Origin of the sequence: Sphingobium agri (assembly GCF_023051225.1) — a bacterium.
Taxonomy (GTDB): domain Bacteria; phylum Pseudomonadota; class Alphaproteobacteria; order Sphingomonadales; family Sphingomonadaceae; genus Sphingobium; species Sphingobium agri.
The window spans coordinates 1,380,296-1,398,121 of the sequence record NZ_JALKHS010000006.1; the positions used below are offsets into that span (position 1 = coordinate 1,380,296).

The 17,826-nt window shown below is 61.7% G+C and carries 13 protein-coding genes; 6 read left to right on the top strand and 7 right to left on the bottom strand.

Annotated elements, in window-relative coordinates; all coding sequences use genetic code 11:
- Positions 1 to 69 precede the first annotated feature (69 nt).
- From MU848_RS10175 to MU848_RS10190, 4 genes are all read left to right on the top strand, one after another.
- Positions 70 to 1,290 carry an NADP-dependent isocitrate dehydrogenase gene (locus MU848_RS10175; RefSeq protein ID WP_247231548.1) on the top strand — a complete coding sequence of 407 codons (1,221 nt, stop codon included), beginning with the start codon at positions 70 to 72 and terminating at the stop codon, positions 1,288 to 1,290.
- Between the two features lie 99 nt (positions 1,291 to 1,389).
- Positions 1,390 to 3,003 (top strand): carbon-nitrogen hydrolase family protein, encoded by a 1,614-nt coding sequence (locus tag MU848_RS10180; RefSeq protein ID WP_247231550.1) that lies wholly within the window; start codon positions 1,390 to 1,392, stop codon positions 3,001 to 3,003.
- Positions 3,004 to 3,178: 175 nt separating this feature from the next.
- Complete coding sequence (locus MU848_RS10185) at positions 3,179 to 4,552, top strand: alginate export family protein (protein ID WP_247231552.1); 1,374 nt, start codon at positions 3,179 to 3,181, stop codon at positions 4,550 to 4,552.
- A 160-nt stretch (positions 4,553 to 4,712) separates the two neighbouring features.
- Positions 4,713 to 4,934, top strand: coding sequence for a KTSC domain-containing protein (locus tag MU848_RS10190; RefSeq protein ID WP_247231554.1), 222 nt, complete (start codon positions 4,713 to 4,715; stop codon positions 4,932 to 4,934).
- A 21-nt stretch (positions 4,935 to 4,955) separates the two neighbouring features.
- On the opposite strand, the gene glmS is transcribed toward MU848_RS10190, so the two are convergent.
- From glmS to glmU, 3 genes are all read right to left on the bottom strand, one after another.
- Positions 4,956 to 6,779, bottom strand: a complete 1,824-nt coding sequence (gene glmS, locus MU848_RS10195) for a glutamine--fructose-6-phosphate transaminase (isomerizing) (RefSeq protein ID WP_201513520.1) — start codon at positions 6,777 to 6,779, stop codon at positions 4,956 to 4,958.
- 94 nt (positions 6,780 to 6,873) lie between these two features.
- Positions 6,874 to 7,701: a metallophosphoesterase gene (locus MU848_RS10200; RefSeq protein WP_247231761.1), complete on the bottom strand. Its 828-nt coding sequence runs from the start codon at positions 7,699 to 7,701 to the stop codon at positions 6,874 to 6,876.
- Between the two features lie 26 nt (positions 7,702 to 7,727).
- The gene (glmU, locus tag MU848_RS10205; RefSeq protein ID WP_281494410.1) at positions 7,728 to 9,020 is read right to left on the bottom strand and encodes a bifunctional UDP-N-acetylglucosamine diphosphorylase/glucosamine-1-phosphate N-acetyltransferase GlmU; all 1,293 of its coding nucleotides are present in this window, start codon (positions 9,018 to 9,020) and stop codon (positions 7,728 to 7,730) included.
- 154 nt (positions 9,021 to 9,174) lie between these two features.
- On the opposite strand from glmU, the gene MU848_RS10210 reads away from it, so the two are divergent.
- Positions 9,175 to 9,843, top strand: a complete 669-nt coding sequence (locus tag MU848_RS10210; protein ID WP_247231558.1) for an HAD family hydrolase — start codon at positions 9,175 to 9,177, stop codon at positions 9,841 to 9,843.
- 136 nt (positions 9,844 to 9,979) lie between these two features.
- A complete protein-coding gene (locus MU848_RS10215) occupies positions 9,980 to 11,152 on the top strand; it encodes a GGDEF domain-containing protein (protein WP_247231560.1) in 1,173 nt (390 codons plus the stop codon).
- A 57-nt stretch (positions 11,153 to 11,209) separates the two neighbouring features.
- Here MU848_RS10215 and lpdA read toward each other — a convergent pair whose 3' ends face one another.
- The 4 genes from lpdA to sucD form a co-directional block, all read right to left on the bottom strand.
- Positions 11,210 to 12,610 carry a dihydrolipoyl dehydrogenase gene (gene lpdA, locus MU848_RS10220; protein ID WP_247231562.1) on the bottom strand — a complete coding sequence of 467 codons (1,401 nt, stop codon included), beginning with the start codon at positions 12,608 to 12,610 and terminating at the stop codon, positions 11,210 to 11,212.
- A gap of 107 nt (positions 12,611 to 12,717) precedes the next feature.
- Positions 12,718 to 13,965: a 2-oxoglutarate dehydrogenase complex dihydrolipoyllysine-residue succinyltransferase gene (gene odhB, locus MU848_RS10225; RefSeq protein ID WP_247231564.1), complete on the bottom strand. Its 1,248-nt coding sequence runs from the start codon at positions 13,963 to 13,965 to the stop codon at positions 12,718 to 12,720.
- An 8-nt stretch (positions 13,966 to 13,973) separates the two neighbouring features.
- Positions 13,974 to 16,769 carry a 2-oxoglutarate dehydrogenase E1 component gene (locus MU848_RS10230; RefSeq protein WP_201513514.1) on the bottom strand — a complete coding sequence of 932 codons (2,796 nt, stop codon included), beginning with the start codon at positions 16,767 to 16,769 and terminating at the stop codon, positions 13,974 to 13,976.
- A gap of 90 nt (positions 16,770 to 16,859) precedes the next feature.
- Positions 16,860 to 17,744 carry a succinate--CoA ligase subunit alpha gene (gene sucD, locus MU848_RS10235; protein ID WP_097091271.1) on the bottom strand — a complete coding sequence of 295 codons (885 nt, stop codon included), beginning with the start codon at positions 17,742 to 17,744 and terminating at the stop codon, positions 16,860 to 16,862.
- Between the last annotated feature and the right edge of the window lie 82 nt (positions 17,745 to 17,826).

Below are 17,826 nucleotides of genomic sequence, written 5' to 3' on the forward strand. Positions count from 1 at the left end.
TTGAACATTGCCGCCGCTTTCCCTAGGGCGTGTCGCAATTCCATCCAAACGAAGAAGGCGAAGAGGCGCATGGCGAAGATCAAGGTCAAAAACCCTGTCGTGGAGATCGACGGCGACGAAATGACGCGGATCATCTGGCAGTGGATCCGTGAGCGCCTCATCCTCCCCTATCTCGACATCGACCTCAAATATTATGATCTGTCGGTCGAGAATCGCGACGCGACGGAAGATCAGGTCACCGTCGATTGCGCCAATGCGATCAAGCAATATGGCGTCGGCGTGAAGTGCGCCACCATCACGCCGGACGAAGCCCGCGTCGAGGAATTCAAGCTCAAGAAGATGTGGAAGTCGCCCAACGGCACGATCCGCAACATCCTGGGCGGCGTCGTCTTCCGCGAGCCGATCGTGATCCAGAACGTGCCCCGCCTGGTCCCCGGCTGGACCGACCCGATCGTCATCGGCCGTCACGCCTTCGGTGACCAGTACCGCGCCACCGACTTCCGCGTTCCCGGCCCGGGCAAGCTGACCATGAAGTGGGTCGGCACCAATGGCGACCAGCTGGAATTCGATGTGTTCGAATTCCCCGACGCGGGCGTCGCCATGGGCATGTACAATCTCGACGAATCGATCCGCGACTTCGCCAAGGCCAGCTTCAACTATGGCCTGCTGCGTGGCTGGCCTGTGTATCTGTCCACCAAGAACACGATCCTCAAGGCCTATGACGGCCGCTTCAAGGATCTGTTCCAGGAAGTGTTCGAGGCCGAATTCGCCGACAAGTTCAAGGCTGCCGGCATCGTCTACGAACACCGCCTGATCGACGACATGGTCGCCTCCGCTCTCAAGTGGAACGGCAACTTCGTCTGGGCGTGCAAGAATTATGACGGCGACGTGCAGTCCGACACCGTGGCGCAGGGCTTCGGCTCGCTCGGCCTCATGACCTCCGTCCTGCTCTCGCCCGATGGCAAGACGGTCGAGGCGGAAGCCGCGCACGGCACCGTCACCCGCCACTATCGCCAGCACCAGCAAGGCAAGCAGACGTCGACCAACCCGATCGCGTCGATCTTCGCCTGGACGCAGGGCCTGGCCTATCGCGGCAAATTCGACGACACGCCGGACGTCACCAAGTTCGCCGAGACGCTGGAAAAGGTCTGCATTGAAACCGTCGAAAGCGGCGCGATGACCAAGGATCTTGCACTGCTGATCGGTCCGGATCAGGCATGGATGACCACCGAGCAGTTCTTCGAGGCGATCCGCGCGAACCTCGAAACCGCCATGGGCAAGTGGAACTGATTTCTCGGAACTGATCCAGTCTTCCAGGCATTCAGTACGGAAACGGAATAAGGCGGTGCCGCACCACGGCGCCGCCTTTTCCATGGCGGGAGATCGGCGATGACGACAGCAACACGCAAGCGATTGGAGGTCCGCACCGCGGTTCCTTCCGACGTGCGCGGCATTCAGCGGCTGATCGCGCGCGTCTATCCCGGCATGGCCAATTACTCGCTCGCCACCCTTCGCGGCCAGATCAACAATTTCCCCGATGGCTGCTTCGTCGCGCTCTACGACAACAAGGTCGTCGGCTATTGCGCGACGATGCGGGTCAGCCGGTCGATGGCATTCTCCTTCCACGATTGGGAGGAAATCACCGCCAACGGTTTCGGCACCCGGCACAGCGCGGCCGGCGAATGGCTCTACGGCTATGAGATGGCGGTCGATCCCAAGCTGCGCGGCCTGCGCATCGGCCAGCGCCTCTACGACGAGCGCAAGGAACTGGCCGAACAGCTGGACCTGCACGGCATCGTCATCGCGGGCCGCATGCCAGGTTACATGCGCGCGAAACGCCGGGTCGATGGCCCTGCGGATTATCTCGACAAGGTCGTCCAAGGCAGGTTGCGTGACCAGGTCATCAGCTTCCAGCTCAAGAACCAGTTCGAACCACTCGGCGTCCTTGAAAATTATCTGCCCGAGGACAAGCAGTCGGACGGCCACGCCGCCCATCTCGTCTGGCGTAACCCCTATGTCGATCCCGACGAGGCACCCGAAATGCGGGTGCCGCGCGGCGTCGAAAGCGTCCGCCTCGCCACCTGCCAGCTTCAGGCGCGCGCGGTCGCGGACTTCGATGAATTTATCCGCAACATCGAATATTTCGTTGATGTTGCAGCGGATTATCGGTCCGACTTCATCATCTTCCCGGAACTGTTCACGCTGCCGCTGCTGTCCTTCGAAACGAAGAAGCTCTCGCCGCTCGAAGCGATAGACAAGCTGACCGCCTACACCCCGCGCCTGACAAAGGAACTGACGCGGATGGCGCTGGAATATAATATCAACATCATCGGCGGCTCCCATCCCACGCGCGCGGATGATGGCGACATCCAGAATATCGCCTATGTCGCCCTCCGCGACGGATCGGTGCATACGCAGGAAAAGATTCACCCAACGCCCAACGAAGCCTTCTGGTGGAACATCAAGGGCGGCGATTCGCTCGATGTGATTCAGACTGACTGCGGCCCGATCGGCGTCCTTATCTGTTATGACAGCGAATTTCCCGAACTCGCCCGCCGCCTGGTGGATCAGGGCGCGCGTATCATCTTCGTGCCCTTCTGCACCGACTCGCGCCTTGGCTATATGCGCGTGCGCTATTGTGCGCAGGCCCGGGCGATCGAAAACCAATGCTATGTGGTCATGTCCGGCAATGTCGGCAATCTGCCCAATGTCGACAATATGGACATCCAATATGCGCAGAGCGCCATCCTGACGCCCTGCGACCTGCCCTTTGCCCGCGACGGCATAGCGGCGGAGTCCACGGAAAATGTCGAAACGCTGACCATGGCGGACGTCAACCTCGCCGACCTCAGTTGGGCCCGCGCCGAGGGCACGGTGCGCAACCTGCGCGACCGCCGGTTCGACCTCTACCATATCGATTGGGACAGCAGCCCCGACCATGCCCATGCGCCCAGCGGTGGTCCGGTGCCTGCGGGTGGCCATAATGCGCCCGGCGGCGGCTAGCCTGGCACGCAGCCTCTCCGAGTAACTAACATCGCCAACTCATTGCCGAACTTGGCAAACAGGTTTCCCGATGATATCGGCACCGCACCGGGGCAGTGCAACCTCCCGGTCAAGCACAGCGCGTGCTCAAGCGTTGCTTCTCTATCGGCCTTCGCCGATCGAAGGAGCATGTCTTATGGTTTGGCGTCTGGGCGCTACGCTTTTCACCGCTACCGCCTCCTTCCTCCTGCCACGCCAAGCGATGGCCGACGTTCCAACGCTTCAGGCCGCCATTGGCAATCCGTCCGATTTCAAGCTCGCTGGCAGCGTGCGGGTGCGCCATGAATTGCTGGATGGCCAGCCCAGGGTTGGCCTCAGAAGCGAGGATGAGCAGCTTGCTCTCCGCAGCACCTTGGCCGCCGAATATCGGACGGGAGCGTTCCGGATCGGAGGAGAGCTGTTCGACAGCCGCGCCTATCTGGACAGGCCGGGCAGCGCCATCAGCGCGAACGAGGTCAACACCTTCGAACTAGTGCAGGCCTACGTCGCCGCGGACTGGAAAAACCCGTTCGGGCCGAATAGCGCGCTAGGGCTGCAACTCGGGCGCATGATGCTCAACCTGGGGTCAAGGCGGCTGGTGGCGGCGGATGATTACCGCAACACCACCAACGGCTACACAGGCGTGCGCGCCGACATCAAGCTTAAGGGGGGATCGGCAACGCTGATCTACACATTGCCCCAGATCAGGCTGCCCGACGATCTTCCTTCGATCCAGCGGGAGAAAGTGCGCTGGGATCGCGAAAGCTTCGACCTGAAACTGTGGGGCGGGCTGATGGCGCGGCCCGATATGATTGCGGGCGCAACGGCGGAACTCAGCTATTTCAGGCTTCAGGAGCGTGACAGCCCGGATCGCCCTACCCGTAACCGCAATCTGCACACGGTCGGCGGCCGCCTTATCCGCGATCCCCAACCAGGCCGCTGGGATTTTGAGGCGGAGGGCTTCTACCAGTTCGGAAATATCCGGGCGAGCGTTGCGCCATCGGCGGCGCAACTGCCCGTCGGCGCCTGGTTCTTCCACATCGACACGGGCTACAGCTTTCCAGGCCCTGCGAAGCTGCGGCTCTCGTTGGAATATGATCAGGCGAGCGGGGATGGCCCGGCACGCAAATTCACCCGCTTCGACACGCTGTTCGGCATGCGCAGGGCCGACCTTGCGCCTGCGGGCATCTACAATGCGATCGGTCGCGCCAACATTCGCACGCCGGGCCTGCGGGTTGAAATCGCACCGGGCAAGAAGTTTGACGCCTTTGCCGTTTACCGGGCGATGTGGCTTGCCAGCCGTACAGACGCCTTCTCCACCACGGGCGTCAGGGATGCCGCGGGCAGAAGCGGCAGTTTCGCCGGGCATCAGATCGAGGCGCGGGTACGCTATTGGCTGATTCCCAAATTCCTGCGCGGCGAGGTGAACGCTCTGTGGCTGGCCAAGGGGCGATTCCTCGAAAGGACGCCCAATGCTCCTGCGACAGGCAATACGCACTATCTCGCGACGGCGCTGACGGCGACTTTCTAGAGCATCGTGCGCAAAAGTGGGAACCGGTTTTGCGCCTAAAACGATGCGATAACAAAAAACTAGAGCGCGCGACCTGCGTCCGATTGAACGCAGCGCGCTCTAGATCGACGCCGGTTCAAGCTGAGCAAAGCCACGTGTAAATCGGTCGCCGGGAAACAACATGGCGGCCGATCATTATCCAGCCATGCCCTCCACGGTCATCCGTCACTTCGAATATGACGCGGCCAAGCATCGGCTCGACGTGCAATTCGTCAGCGGCAAGCGCTACAGCTATCATGATGTGCCGGAAAAGCTGGCTCTCGGCATGCGGAATGCAACGTCAAAGGGCAGCTTCTTCAATCGCCAGATCCGCGACCGCTATCGCTTTACGAAACTGAACTAGCTCTCCAACGGAGCGCAGCCTTCACTCCACCGTCACGGACTTGGCCAAATTCCTCGGCTGGTCCACATCCGTGCCCTTCGCAACAGCCACATGATAGGCGAGCAGCTGCACGGGCACTGCATAGACCATCGGCGCGATCAGCGGATGCACCTTGGGCATGGTGATCGTCGCGATACACCCCTCGCCCGCCGCGGCGACGCCGTCATAGTCGGACACCAGCACCACCTTGCCGCCGCGCGCCTGCACTTCCTGCATGTTGCTGACGGTCTTTTCGAACAGCGGCCCGCTGGGCGCCAGCACGATCACCGGCACCTTGTCGTCGATCAGCGCGATCGGCCCATGCTTCATCTCGCCAGCGGCATAGCCTTCGGCGTGAATATAGCTGATTTCCTTGAGCTTCAGCGCCCCTTCCAGCGCCAGCGGATAATCCGGGCCACGGCCAAGATAGAGTACATCCCGCGCGCCCGCGATCAGGTGCGCCATGCCCTCGATCGACTCATCATAGGCAAGCGCGCCGTTGAGAGCGGCGGGCGCTTCGGCGAGGTGGCGGACGAGTTCCTTCTCCGCCTTTTCATCAAGTCGCCCTTTTGCCCGCGCCAGATTTGCAGCAAACGCCGCCAGAACTGCCAACTGGCAGGTGAAGGCCTTCGTTGAAGCGACGCCGATTTCCGGGCCTGCATGGGTCGGCAGCAGCAGGTCAGCCTCGCGCGCCATGGTGCTGGTGGGCACGTTGACTACCGCCGCGATCTTCTGCCCTTCGCTCCGCGCATGGCGCAGCGCCGCCAGCGTATCGGCGGTCTCGCCAGACTGGCTGATGACGATCATCAGCCCGCCATCCTCCATCACCGGCGCGCGGTAGCGGAACTCGCTCGCCACATCGATGTCGACGGGTACGCGGGCGAATTGCTCCACCCAATATTTGGCGACCATCCCGGCATAATAGCTGGTGCCGCACGCGACGATGGTGACGCGGCGGATCGCGCCGAGGTCAAAGTCGGGGATAGGAAGGGAAACCCGGTCCTCCATCCGCTGAAGGTAGGACTTCAGCGTCTGTGCGACCACGACCGGCTGTTCGTAAATCTCCTTGAGCATATAATGGCGGTGATTGCCCTTGGAGATCAGCTCTCCGGTCACGCCGGAAATGGTAATCGGCCGCTCGACGGGATTATTGTCCTTGTCGAAAATCTCCGCGCCCTCGGCGGTGATGACGACCCAATCGCCCTCCTCCAGATAGGCAATGCGCTGGGTGAGCGGGGCCAGCGCCAATGCGTCGGACCCCAGATAGGTCTCACCTTCGCCATAGCCGACGACCAGCGGGGACCCAAGCCGCGCGCCGATCAGCATGCCGGGATGGCTGCGGAACAAGATCGCCAGCGCAAAGGCGCCATGCAGGCGGGGCAGCACTTGGGCCACCGCGTCCTTCGGCGAAGCGCCCTGCTCCACCAGCTCGCTCACCAGATGCGCGACTACTTCAGTGTCCGTTTCGCTATCGAAACGACGTCCCCGGCTGGTCAGTTCCTCCCGAAGCGGCTTGAAATTCTCTATGATCCCATTGTGCACCAGCGCCACCTCCCTGGTGGCATGCGGATGCGCATTGCTCGTCGTCGGCGCCCCATGCGTCGCCCAGCGGGTATGCGCGATCCCGGTCGTTCCCGGCAGCGGATTATTCGCTAATTCCTTCACCAGATTGGCAAGCTTCCCCTCGGCCCGCCGCCGCTCGATCGCGCCCTCGTAAACGGCCGCCACACCGGCGCTGTCATAGCCGCGATATTCCAGGCGCCTCAGCCCCTCTACCAGCCGCTCCGCCACATCGTCCTTACCGATGATACCAATGATACCGCACATGAATCCTGAGCCCCAAAGCTATGCGAAGAAATGGCTAGTCCCGCCTAGCCTTTACCTATGCCATGATCGGCAAGGTGGCGACAGGGCTAGAGAGTCATTCCGGACGAATTGTAATCAGCCAGACATCCGGCGGGGAGAGCAGTCTGATCGGCAGGCCACTTGTCCCCACCCCTGCCGACACGATCATGGACTTCTCGCCCTCTCGAAAAGCTCCGCAAGCATAGCGGGTGCCGAAACGGGAAGGCACATAGACGATCCCGGCAAAGGGCAACGCCACCTGGCCGCAATGCGTGTGCCCCACCAGCGTCAGCAGCGGCCGGTCCGGCAAAGCGGGAAACACATCCGGCCCATGCGAAAGAATGATCGGAGTTCCGCCCAGATCGGCCATTTTCCGTGCTAAACCTCCGACATCCGGATGGTCGGTATAGATATCGCGCAGCCCGCCGATCGCCAGCGGACCCCGCCGCACAGCCTGATCGGTGAGGAGCGTGACGCCAATCCGCCGGAAGAGCGCGCGCCACTCTTTGTGACCAATCAATGCATGCCGCCGCGAGTCATGATTGCCCAGAACCGCCAGCACCCCCATCGGCGCGCGCAGCGCCGCAAAGGATGCGATGCTCGCCTGCGGTCCGTAGACGGCTCCGCCCTTGTCATCCCCGATATAGTCGCCACCCAAAAGAATGAGGTCGGGCTTCAGGCTGTTCACTTGCTGTACGATGCGGGCCATTCTTTCCGGACTATTATCCGGCCCGGACAGATGCGTGTCGGTCATCAGGGCGATAGTCACCGGCTTTCGAGGCGCATCTTTGGGGAAGGGAAGCGCAATCTCCATCCGGCGCACGACCGGCATGGCCCGCGCATTGCCGAACAACCACAGGCACGCGCCCACGACGATCAGGAAAAGCAGCAAGAGCGCCCTCAGACGCCCTCGACGGCGCGACAGGGATTTCACTTGGCCGCTTTACGCGCCTGCATCCCTGCGCGGAACCGCGCTGCCCAGCCCGGCTTGCCCTCCTGCGCGGGACGAACGAGGCAAAGTGATTCGGCCTCCACGTCCCTGGTGACCACACTTCCCGCACCCACGATCGCGCCCGCGCCGATCTTCACCGGCGCGACCAGCGCGCTGTTCGATCCTATGAAGGCGCCTGCGCCGATCTCCGTCCGATATTTGAAGAAGCCGTCATAGTTACAGGTGATCGTGCCAGCGCCGATGTTCGCGCCTGCTCCGATGGTGGCGTCGCCGATATAAGAAAGGTGATTGACCTTCGCGCCCTCATTCAGTTCGGCCTTCTTGATCTCGACGAAGTTGCCGACCTTCGCCTCGGCGCCGATGTTCGCTCCGGGGCGCAGGCGCGCATAGGGGCCGATCTCGGCGCCTTGCCCGACATCCGTGCCTTCAAGATGGGAGAAGGCGCGGATGACGGCGTTATCGGCCACCTTCACGCCAGGTCCGAAGACGACATTCGGCTCCACCAAGACATCGCGCCCCAGCTGTGTGTCATAAGCGAAAAAAACTGTTTCCGGCGCAATCAGCGTCACGCCATCACGCATAACCTCGCTGCGGCGCCGGTCCTGCCAGGCGGCTTCGATCATCGCCTGTTCCTGACGGCTGTTGACCCCAGCGACTTCCCAGGCCTCGGTTTCGATCACCGCACTCTGCGCGCCGGGCAGCATGACAATATCGGGCAGATAATATTCCCCAGCGGCATTATGATTGCCGATCTGGTCCAACAGGACGAAAAGATCGGTCGACCGCATAGCCATGAGGCCAGAATTGCACAGCGTCACCGCGCGCTCAGCGGCATCGGCATCCTTATATTCGACCATCTTGCCGATGATGCCCTGACCATTGGTGATGATCCGGCCATAGGCACCGGCGTCTTCAGGCCTGAACCCCAGCACCACCGCGCGCAATTCGTCACCCATGTTCAACCGGTCGAGCATGGCCCGCATGGTTTCCGTCCGCACCAACGGCACGTCGCCATAGAGGATCAATATGTCGCCAGCGAAACCGGCAAGCGCGTCATGCGCTTGAGCGACGGCGTGACCCGTCCCCTGCTGCTGTTCCTGCACCGCGATTACTGCGCCCGTCCCGGCGACAGCCGCCTCGACCTGTTCGCGCCCAGCGCCGACAACCACGACTTGCCGCTCCGGCCGGAGCTCAGCAACGCTTGCCAGCAGATGCAGCAGCATCGGCCGACCCGCGACCGGATGCAGCACCTTGTGCTTTGCTGACTTCATGCGCGTACCCTGCCCAGCGGCGAGGATGATGACGGCGAGTGGGCGGGTGGCGGTCACGGCGGAACGCGTCCTCTTTTATGGAAAGGTATGAATCTCATCGCTCTCTGCCACGTTTGCCTTGCCTTTGCCACCGCAGAGGCCGCATGAGCCGCCGATGACCAGCATTCCTTTCGATATCGTGGGCTTCGATCTTGACGGCACCTTGCTCGATACGAGTGGTGACCTGGCTGCGGCGGTCAATTACGCGATCGCGACCGACGGCCGTCCGCCATTTGCCGTCGATGCGATCCGGCCCTTCGTTGGAAAGGGCGCGAAGGTCATGCTGGAACGGGCTTTGTCAGCATCGGGCGGTTATGATGAGGCGCTGCTGGCGCGCATGCTGCCGATATTGCTCGATTACTACGAACAGAATTTGGCCATCCATTCCGTGCCATATCCAGGACTCATGGCCGCGATCGAGGGGCTGGAGAAAGCGGGCGTAAAACTGGCGATCTGCACGAACAAGGCAGAACGCTTCACCATTCCCCTGCTCCACCAGATTGGCCTGTTCGAGAGGTTTGCCAGCGTCGTCGGCGGCGACACGCTCGGCGTTGCAAAGCCCGACCCCGCGCCCATTCACGAAATGGTCAAGCGCGCAGGCGGCGGTCGGACGATCTTCCTCGGCGACACGATCAACGACATTGCGGGCGCTCGCAACGCCGGCATACCGAGTGTTGCGGTCAGCTTCGGTTTCCTGGATGGAGCCGTCGAAACGCTTGGCGCGGATGCGGTCATCGATCATTTCGATGAGCTTCTGCCGCTCCTTCAAAATTGGCCGGGCTGATCACCAGCGTTCAATCCATATTGGATGAACATTTCATCGGATCTGGAAGTATTTGTTAAACAAAGGCTTATACGCCGCCCGAGCGGCAGCCTTGTCCCTGCCCATGTCCCGGCAACAGCAGATAAAGGAAGTCAGCATGGGCGAAAATTTCGCTTTCTTCCTTCCGGTCATGATGGCGAGTTTCGGGATCGCCTTTTTGATCATCTGCAACTGGCATGTGCGCGCTGCTGCGTGGTGGAGCGCCGCCTTCTTCTCTGTCGCTGCGGGATTTTCTGTCCCGGTCGGTGCTGCCGCGATGCCTGGACCGTGGTGGAGCATCCTGGCCGATTTCCTGTTCGCAACCGGATTTCTGCTGTTCAGCCAAGCGCTGCTGGAGCGCTGGCGCCCTTCCTGGATGCTGCCCCTGCGATTGGCGATATGGGGCGGCTCAATATCGCTTTCCGCCCTGGCTTCCGTTCGGGGTGATCTGCCGCTTGAACTGGTGGCTTCGGATTTCGGCTGCTTCCTGCTGATCAGCATTCCACTCGTCGCAGCAAGAAGCCATCTTCATAATCCCGCCGATCGGACGCTGTTCGCGGCGGCGGCGCTCGTCGCCTTGGACAACTTTGTTAGGGGCTATAGCGTACCCTTCACCTTGCCGAACAATGGCGATTTCCTGACGAGCGAATATGCTTTCCTGATGCAGGCGCTTGCTTGCATATTCGGCATGTTCCTGGCCCTCTCCGCTCTCGCGACGCAAGTCATGGACATATTGGCCCGTTATCAGAGGGAGGCCATGGTCGATCCGCTATCGGGCCTGTTCAACCGTCGCGGATTCGATAGCGCCATTGCCGGAAGCCGGGCGGACGGGTTGCCGGAAGGCAGCCTCCTTGTCTGCGACATTGATCACTTCAAGGCCGTCAACGACGAATATGGACATGCGCTAGGCGATCAGGTGATCAAGGCGCTTGCCAATCTGCTGACCCAAATAGCACCTCCGGGCGCGATTGCCGCTCGTTTCGGAGGAGAGGAGTTCGTCCTGTTCCTGCCCGAAACCAATGCGGCGCGTGCAGCGGAAATCGCGAACATGCTGCGCGAAGCTTTCGCCCAATCCGCCGCACAGCAATTAGGGCAGGACCGGCAACTGACCGCGAGTTTCGGGCTCTCGACTATGCAATCGGGTGACAGATCCATCCACGACACTATCGCTCGCGCCGATGAGGCCCTTTACGAGGCGAAGGCGCGGGGACGAAATCGTGTCTGCGTCCGGCGCGCTTTATCCTCGCCCCAGCAGCAGAGGATGTCCATGCCCCGCGTCGTCAGCGCCTGAACAAAGAAAGGGCCGCGCGGTCGCGGCCCTTTCCGAACTTTTCAGAAGCGGCGCTGCTCACATATGGATCGGCTTACCGGTGACCGCCATCGCGGCTTCCTTGATCGCTTCGCTATGCGTCGGGTGCGCGTGGCAGGTATAGGCAATATCCTCGCTAGACGCGCCAAATTCCATCGCCTGCGCAGCCTGCGCGATCATCGTTCCGGCCACGGTCGCGATGATCCACACGCCAAGGACGCGATCGGTCTCGGCATCGGCGATCACCTTCACAAAGCCGTCGGGCTCATGATTGGTCTTGGCGCGGCTGTTCGCCAGCATCGGGAACTTGCCGACCTTGACAGCACCGCGCTCCTTGGCAGCTTCCTCGGTCAGGCCGACGCCCGCAATCTCGGGCTTTGTATAGACGACCGAAGGTATGACTGCATGGTTCACGATGCCGGTCAGCCCGGCGATATTCTCAGCGACTGCAATCCCTTCATCCTCGGCCTTATGCGCCAGCATAGGACCCGGGATCACGTCACCAATGGCCCATATGCCCGGCACCTTGGTCGCGAAGTCATGATCGGCTTCGATCTGCCCGCGCGCGTTCAGTTCAAGTCCGATCTTGTCGAGACCCAGCCCGTCAGTGTTCGGGCGACGGCCGATGGATACGAGCACGACATCAGCCTCGATCGTCTCCGAAGCACCACCGGCGGCAGGTTCCACAGTCAGGCGAACGCCCTTCTTGTGCGCTTCGGCACCGGTGACTTTGGTGCCGAGCTTATATTCGAAGCCCTGCTTCTTGAAGATCTTGTTCGCTTCCTTGCGGACTTCACCATCCATGCCGGGGAGGATCTGGTCGAGAAACTCGACTACGGTCACCTTGGAACCCAGACGGCGCCACACCGAGCCAAGCTCCAGCCCAATCACCCCGCCGCCGATGACGACCATATGATCCGGCACCTTGTCCAGTTCCAGAGCGCCCGTGGAGTCGACGATCAGCCCCTTGTCATTGTCGACCTCCACGCCCGGCAGCGGAGTTACGGACGATCCTGTTGCAATGACAATGTTCCTGGCAGTAACGGTCTGACCACCAACCTCGACCGTGTTCGCACCGGTAAAGCTCGCCCGGCCCTTCAGCCAGTCAACCTTGTTCTTCTTGAACAGGAACTCGATCCCACCGGTCAGGCCCTTTACGGCATCCTTGCGCTGGCCCTGCATGGTGTCGAGGTCGAGGCTCATCTTGTCGATCTTGACGCCCAGCTTCGCGAGCGCCCCGCCAGCGGCTTCTTCGTAAAGCTCCGACGCATGCAGCAGCGCCTTTGACGGGATGCAGCCGACGTTGAGACACGTGCCGCCCAGCGTCTCCCGGCTCTCGGCACAAGCGGTCTTGAGGCCAAGCTGCGCTGCCCGGATCGCAGCGACATAGCCGCCCGGACCAGCGCCGATCACCAGGACGTCATAATCGAATTCAGACATGGGATATTCCCTTTTCCCGTCATGCCAGCGGAAACCGGCATCTCTCTTTTCCTTCAGAAGAACAAGAGAGACCCCAGCTTGCGCTGGGGTGACGATAAGTGGTGTAGTTACAGGTCGATCAGCAGACGGGTCGGATCCTCGATCGCGTTCTTCACCGCAACGAGGAAGGTGACCGCTTCACGACCGTCGATCAGACGATGGTCGTAGCTCAGCGCCAGATACATCATCGGACGAATGACGATCTGCCCATCGCGAACGACCGGACGGTCTTCGATGCGATGCAGGCCAAGCACCGCCGACTGCGGCGGGTTGATGATCGGACTGGACAGCAGCGAACCGAAAACGCCGCCATTGGAGATGGTGAAGGTGCCGCCCTTCATATCGTCCATGGTCAGCGTGCCTTCCTTGGCCTTCTTGCCAAAGCCGCCAATCGTCTTCTCGATGTCCGCGACGCTCAAGGACTCGGCGTTGCGAATGACCGGCACCACCAAGCCATTCGGAGCCGACACGGCGACCGAAATGTCAGCGAAATCGTTATAGACGATCTCGTCGCCTTCGATCTGCGCGTTGACGCCGGGGATATCCCGCAGCGCCATGCACACGGCCTTGGTGAAGAAGCCCATGAAGCCCAGACGGACGCCGTGCTTCTTTTCGAACAGGTCCTTATATTTGGCGCGCGCTTCGATGACGTTGGTCATGTCCACGTCATTATAGGTCGTGAGCAGCGCGGCGGTGTTCTGCGCTTCCTTCAGGCGCTTGGCGACCGTCTGACGCAGACGCGTCATCTTGACCCGTTCCTGCTTGCGGCTGGGGCCTGACGCAGGGGCATCAACCGCAGGCGCAGCGGCCGGAGCTGATGCCGTCGCCTTCGCAGTGCCAGCGGCCACGGCAGCCATGACATCGTCCTTGGTCAGGCGCCCGTCCTTGCCAGTGCCCTTGATCTTGCTCGGGTCAAGCCCATGCTCCAGCACCAGGCGCCGAACGGCGGGAGACAGCGTAAGGTTGCCGCCCTCTTCCTCATCCGCTGGCGCCGATGCGGCAGGCGCGGGGGTAGCAGCCTCTGCCTTCGCGGCGGGCGCAGGAGCGGTCGGCGCTGCGGGAGCTGCCGCGGCCGCTGCGCCTTCGTTGATCATCGCCAGCAATGCGCCGACATTCACCGTGTCTCCTTCCTTGGCGATGATGTCGCCCAAGGTGCCGCCGACCGGCGCAGGCACATCGACTGCGACCTTGTCGGTTTCCAGGCTGACGATCGGCTCGTCAGCCTTCACAGCGTCGCCAGGCTTTTTCAGCCACTGGCCAACGGTCGCTTCGGTAACAGATTCGCCCAGCGTGGGGACTTTGACTTCAGTTGCCATGAGCTGTGTCAGCCTTTCTTCTGGCGGCGGATTTCTTCACGGACGCTGTGACCCAGCGCATCGGCGACGAGCGCGCCCTGTTCGGCGACATGGCGCTTGGCAAGGCCGGTGGCAGGCGACGCGGCCGCTTTGCGCCCGGCATAGCGAGCACGCATTGGCGCCTTGCCCGCCTGGGCCAAAGCTTCTTCGACGTAAGGCTCCACGAAGAACCAGGCGCCATTATTGCGGGGCTCTTCCTGGCACCAGACGACCTCTTCAAGGTTCGTCATGCGCTTGATGCGCGTGGCGAGCGCCTCGGTGGCGAAGGGATAGATTTGCTCGATACGCAGGATCTGCACGTTCGTATCCCCGGCTGCGTCGCGCGCTTCCATAAGGTCGTAGAATACCTTGCCCGAGCATAGGACGAGCCGCTTCGTCTCGGCATCCGCAGCGCCGTTGGGGTCGGACAGGATCCGCTTGAAGTGCGTCTCGCCAACAAAGTCCTCTGCCTTGCTCACCGCCAGCTTGTGCCGCAGCAGCGACTTGGGCGTCATGATGATGAGCGGCTTGCGGAAGGGGCGCAGCATCTGCCGCCGCAGAACATGGAAATAGTTCGCGGGCGTCGTGATGTTCGCGACCTGGATGTTTCCTTCTGCGCAAAGCTGCAGGAAGCGTTCTAGGCGCGCCGAGCTATGTTCCGGTCCCTGCCCTTCATAGCCGTGCGGCAGCAGGCAAACGAGACCGTTGGAACGCAGCCACTTCGTTTCCGATGAAGCGATATACTGGTCGAACACGATCTGCGCGCCGTTGGCGAAGTCCCCGAACTGGGCTTCCCAGAGCACCAGGCTCTTGGGGTCCGCCAGCGCATAGCCATATTCGAAGCCGAGAACGCCATATTCGGACAGCGGCGAATCCAGCACTTCAAACCGGCCGTGCGGGACGGTCGAAAGCGGGATATATTTGTTCTCGCTATCCTGATCGACCCAGACGGCGTGACGCTGGCTGAACGTGCCGCGTCCCGAGTCCTGACCCGACAGGCGGACGCCATAGCCCTCCGAGAGGAGCGATCCGAAGGCCAGTGCTTCGCCGGTCGCCCAGTCGAAGTTCACACCGTTCTTGAACATCTCGGCCTTGGCCTCGATCACTCGCTTCAGGGTCTTATGAACGTTGAGCCCTTCAGGGACGGTAGTCAGCGTCTTGCCAAGGCTGTCGAACAGCTTCTGGCTGATCGCGCTCTCGACATTCTGTCGCGCCGTTTCGGCATCGGCGGGCTTGTGAAGCCCGGACCAGCGGCCTGCGAACCAGTCCGCCTTGTTGGCCTTGTAGCTCTTGGAAGCCTCGAACTCTTCTTCGAGATGATTGACGAAGTCGCCCGTGACCTTGCTGACGAAATCATCATCCACGACGCCTTCAGCCTTCAGCCGTGCCGAATAGACGTCGCTGACCGGCGCGTGCTGGCGGATCTTCGCGTACATCTGCGGCTGGGTGAAGCTTGGCTCGTCGCCTTCATTATGGCCGAAGCGGCGATAGCACCACATGTCGATGACGATGTCGCGATGGAAGGTCTGACGATATTCGATCGCCAGCTTGCAGGCGAAGGTGACCGCCTCCGGATCGTCGCCATTGACGTGCAGGATGGGCGCCTGAACGCCCTTGGCGACGTCGCTAGGATAAGGGGAGCCGCGCGAGAATTGCGGGCTGGTCGTGAAGCCGATCTGGTTGTTCACGATGAAGTGGATGCACCCGCCGGTATTGTAGCCCGACACGCCGGAAAAGCCGAAGCATTCCCACACGATGCCCTGCCCCGCAAAGGCGGCGTCGCCGTGGATCAGCACCGGCAGGACCTGCTCATGCTTTTCCAGATCGTCGCGGAAGGTCTGCTGCGCGCGCACCTTGCCCAGCACCACGGGATCGACTGTCTCAAGGTGCGACGGGTTGGGCACCAGCGACATATGGACCTTGACGCCGTCGAACTCACGGTCGGTCGAGGTGCCAAGATGATATTTGACGTCGCCTGATCCCCCGACATCTTCCGGGTTGGCCGTACCGCCGGAAAATTCGTGGAAAATGACGCGGAAGCCCTTCGCCATCACATTGGCGAGCACGTTCAGGCGGCCGCGATGGGCCATGCCATAGACGATTTCGCGGATACCGCTCGCGCCGCCATGCTTGATGATGGCTTCAAGCGCGGGGATCATGGACTCGCCGCCGTCTAGGCCGAAGCGCTTGGTGCCGACATATTTGCGGCCCAGGAACTTCTCATATTGTTCGGCGTGGATCACCTTGGCCAGGATCGCCTTCTTGCCTTCCGGCGTGAAGTGGATTTCCTTGTCCTTGCCTTCCATGCGGTCCTGCAGGAAACGGCGCTCCTCCACATCGGCGATGTGCATATATTCAAGGCCGACATTGCCGCAGTAATTGGCGCGCAGGATCGCAACGATCTCGCGCACCGTGGCATATTGCAGGCCCAGCGTACCGCCGAGGTAGATCTTCTTCTCAGGATCGGTGAGGCCGTGATATTCCGGGGTCAGGTCGGCAGGCAGATCACGTTGGACGAGACCCAGCGGGTCGAGATTGGCCGCAAGATGACCGCGCACGCGATAGGTGCGGATCAGCAGCTGCGCCCGGATCGCGTCGTCAGCGGCGCTGACCGCGTCGGCATCCGAAACGGGCTTGCCCGCAGACTTGGCTGCGGCCTTCACCGCCACCTGCATCTGCGTCGGGTCGAGCGCACCGGTCAGGTCATCCGTGTCCGTCAGCGGCCAATTGGGACGCGCCCAGCTCGGCCCGCGTTCCGTTTCAAAGTCCTGGTTCTCGTAACCCATGCTTTCAAGTCCCATGCCTGCCGCGTGCAGTCGCGGAGCGGGGTATGTAAAGCGGCCGAGGTGCAGCCCGGCCGCCTTGTCCGTTCTGCCTTAGCCCTTCAGGACTTCGACAAGCGTCGAGCCCAGTTCGGACGGGCTGGCCGCGACCTTGATCCCGGCTGCTTCCATCGCCGCGATCTTGCTTTCCGCGTCGCCCTTACCGCCCGACACGATCGCGCCGGCATGGCCCATGCGACGGCCCGGAGGCGCCGTGCGGCCGGCGATGAAGCCAGCCATTGGCTTCTTGCGTCCACGCTTGGCTTCGTCGATCAGGAACTGGGCAGCCTGCTCTTCTGCGTCGCCGCCAATTTCACCGATCATGATGATCGATTCTGTTGCGTCGTCGGCCAGGAACAATTCCAGCACGTCGATGAAGTTGGTGCCGTTGACCGGGTCACCGCCGATGCCGACAGCGGTGGTCTGGCCCAGGCCAGCATTGGTGGTCTGGAACACCGCTTCATAGGTCAGCGTGCCGGAGCGCGAGACGACGCCGACCGAACCCTTGGAGAAGATCGAACCCGGCATGATGCCGATCTTGCATTCGTTAGGCGTCAGGACGCCGGGGCAGTTCGGGCCGATCAGGCGCGACTTGCTGCCGGACAGGGCGCGCTTGACGCGCACCATGTCGAGCACCGGAATACCTTCGGTGATGCAGACGATCAGCGGGATTTCCGCATCGATAGCTTCCAGGATCGAGTCGGCCGCGAACGGCGGCGGAACATAGATGACCGAAGCGTCGGCGCCGGTCTTCGACTTGGCTTCGGCAACCGTGTCGTACATGGGCAGGCCGATATGGCTCGTGCCGCCCTTGCCCGGGGTGACGCCCGCAACCATCTGCGTGCCATAGGCCAGCGCCTGTTCGGTGTGGAAGGTGCCGGTGGCGCCGGTCATACCCTGCGTGATGACCTTGGTGTTCTTGTTCACCAGAATGGACATGTCAGTCCCTTTGCATTCTGTGGACGTGGCACTTCAGGTGGAAGGCAGCATGTCCCAGGCTGCTCACTCACCTGGGACGCAC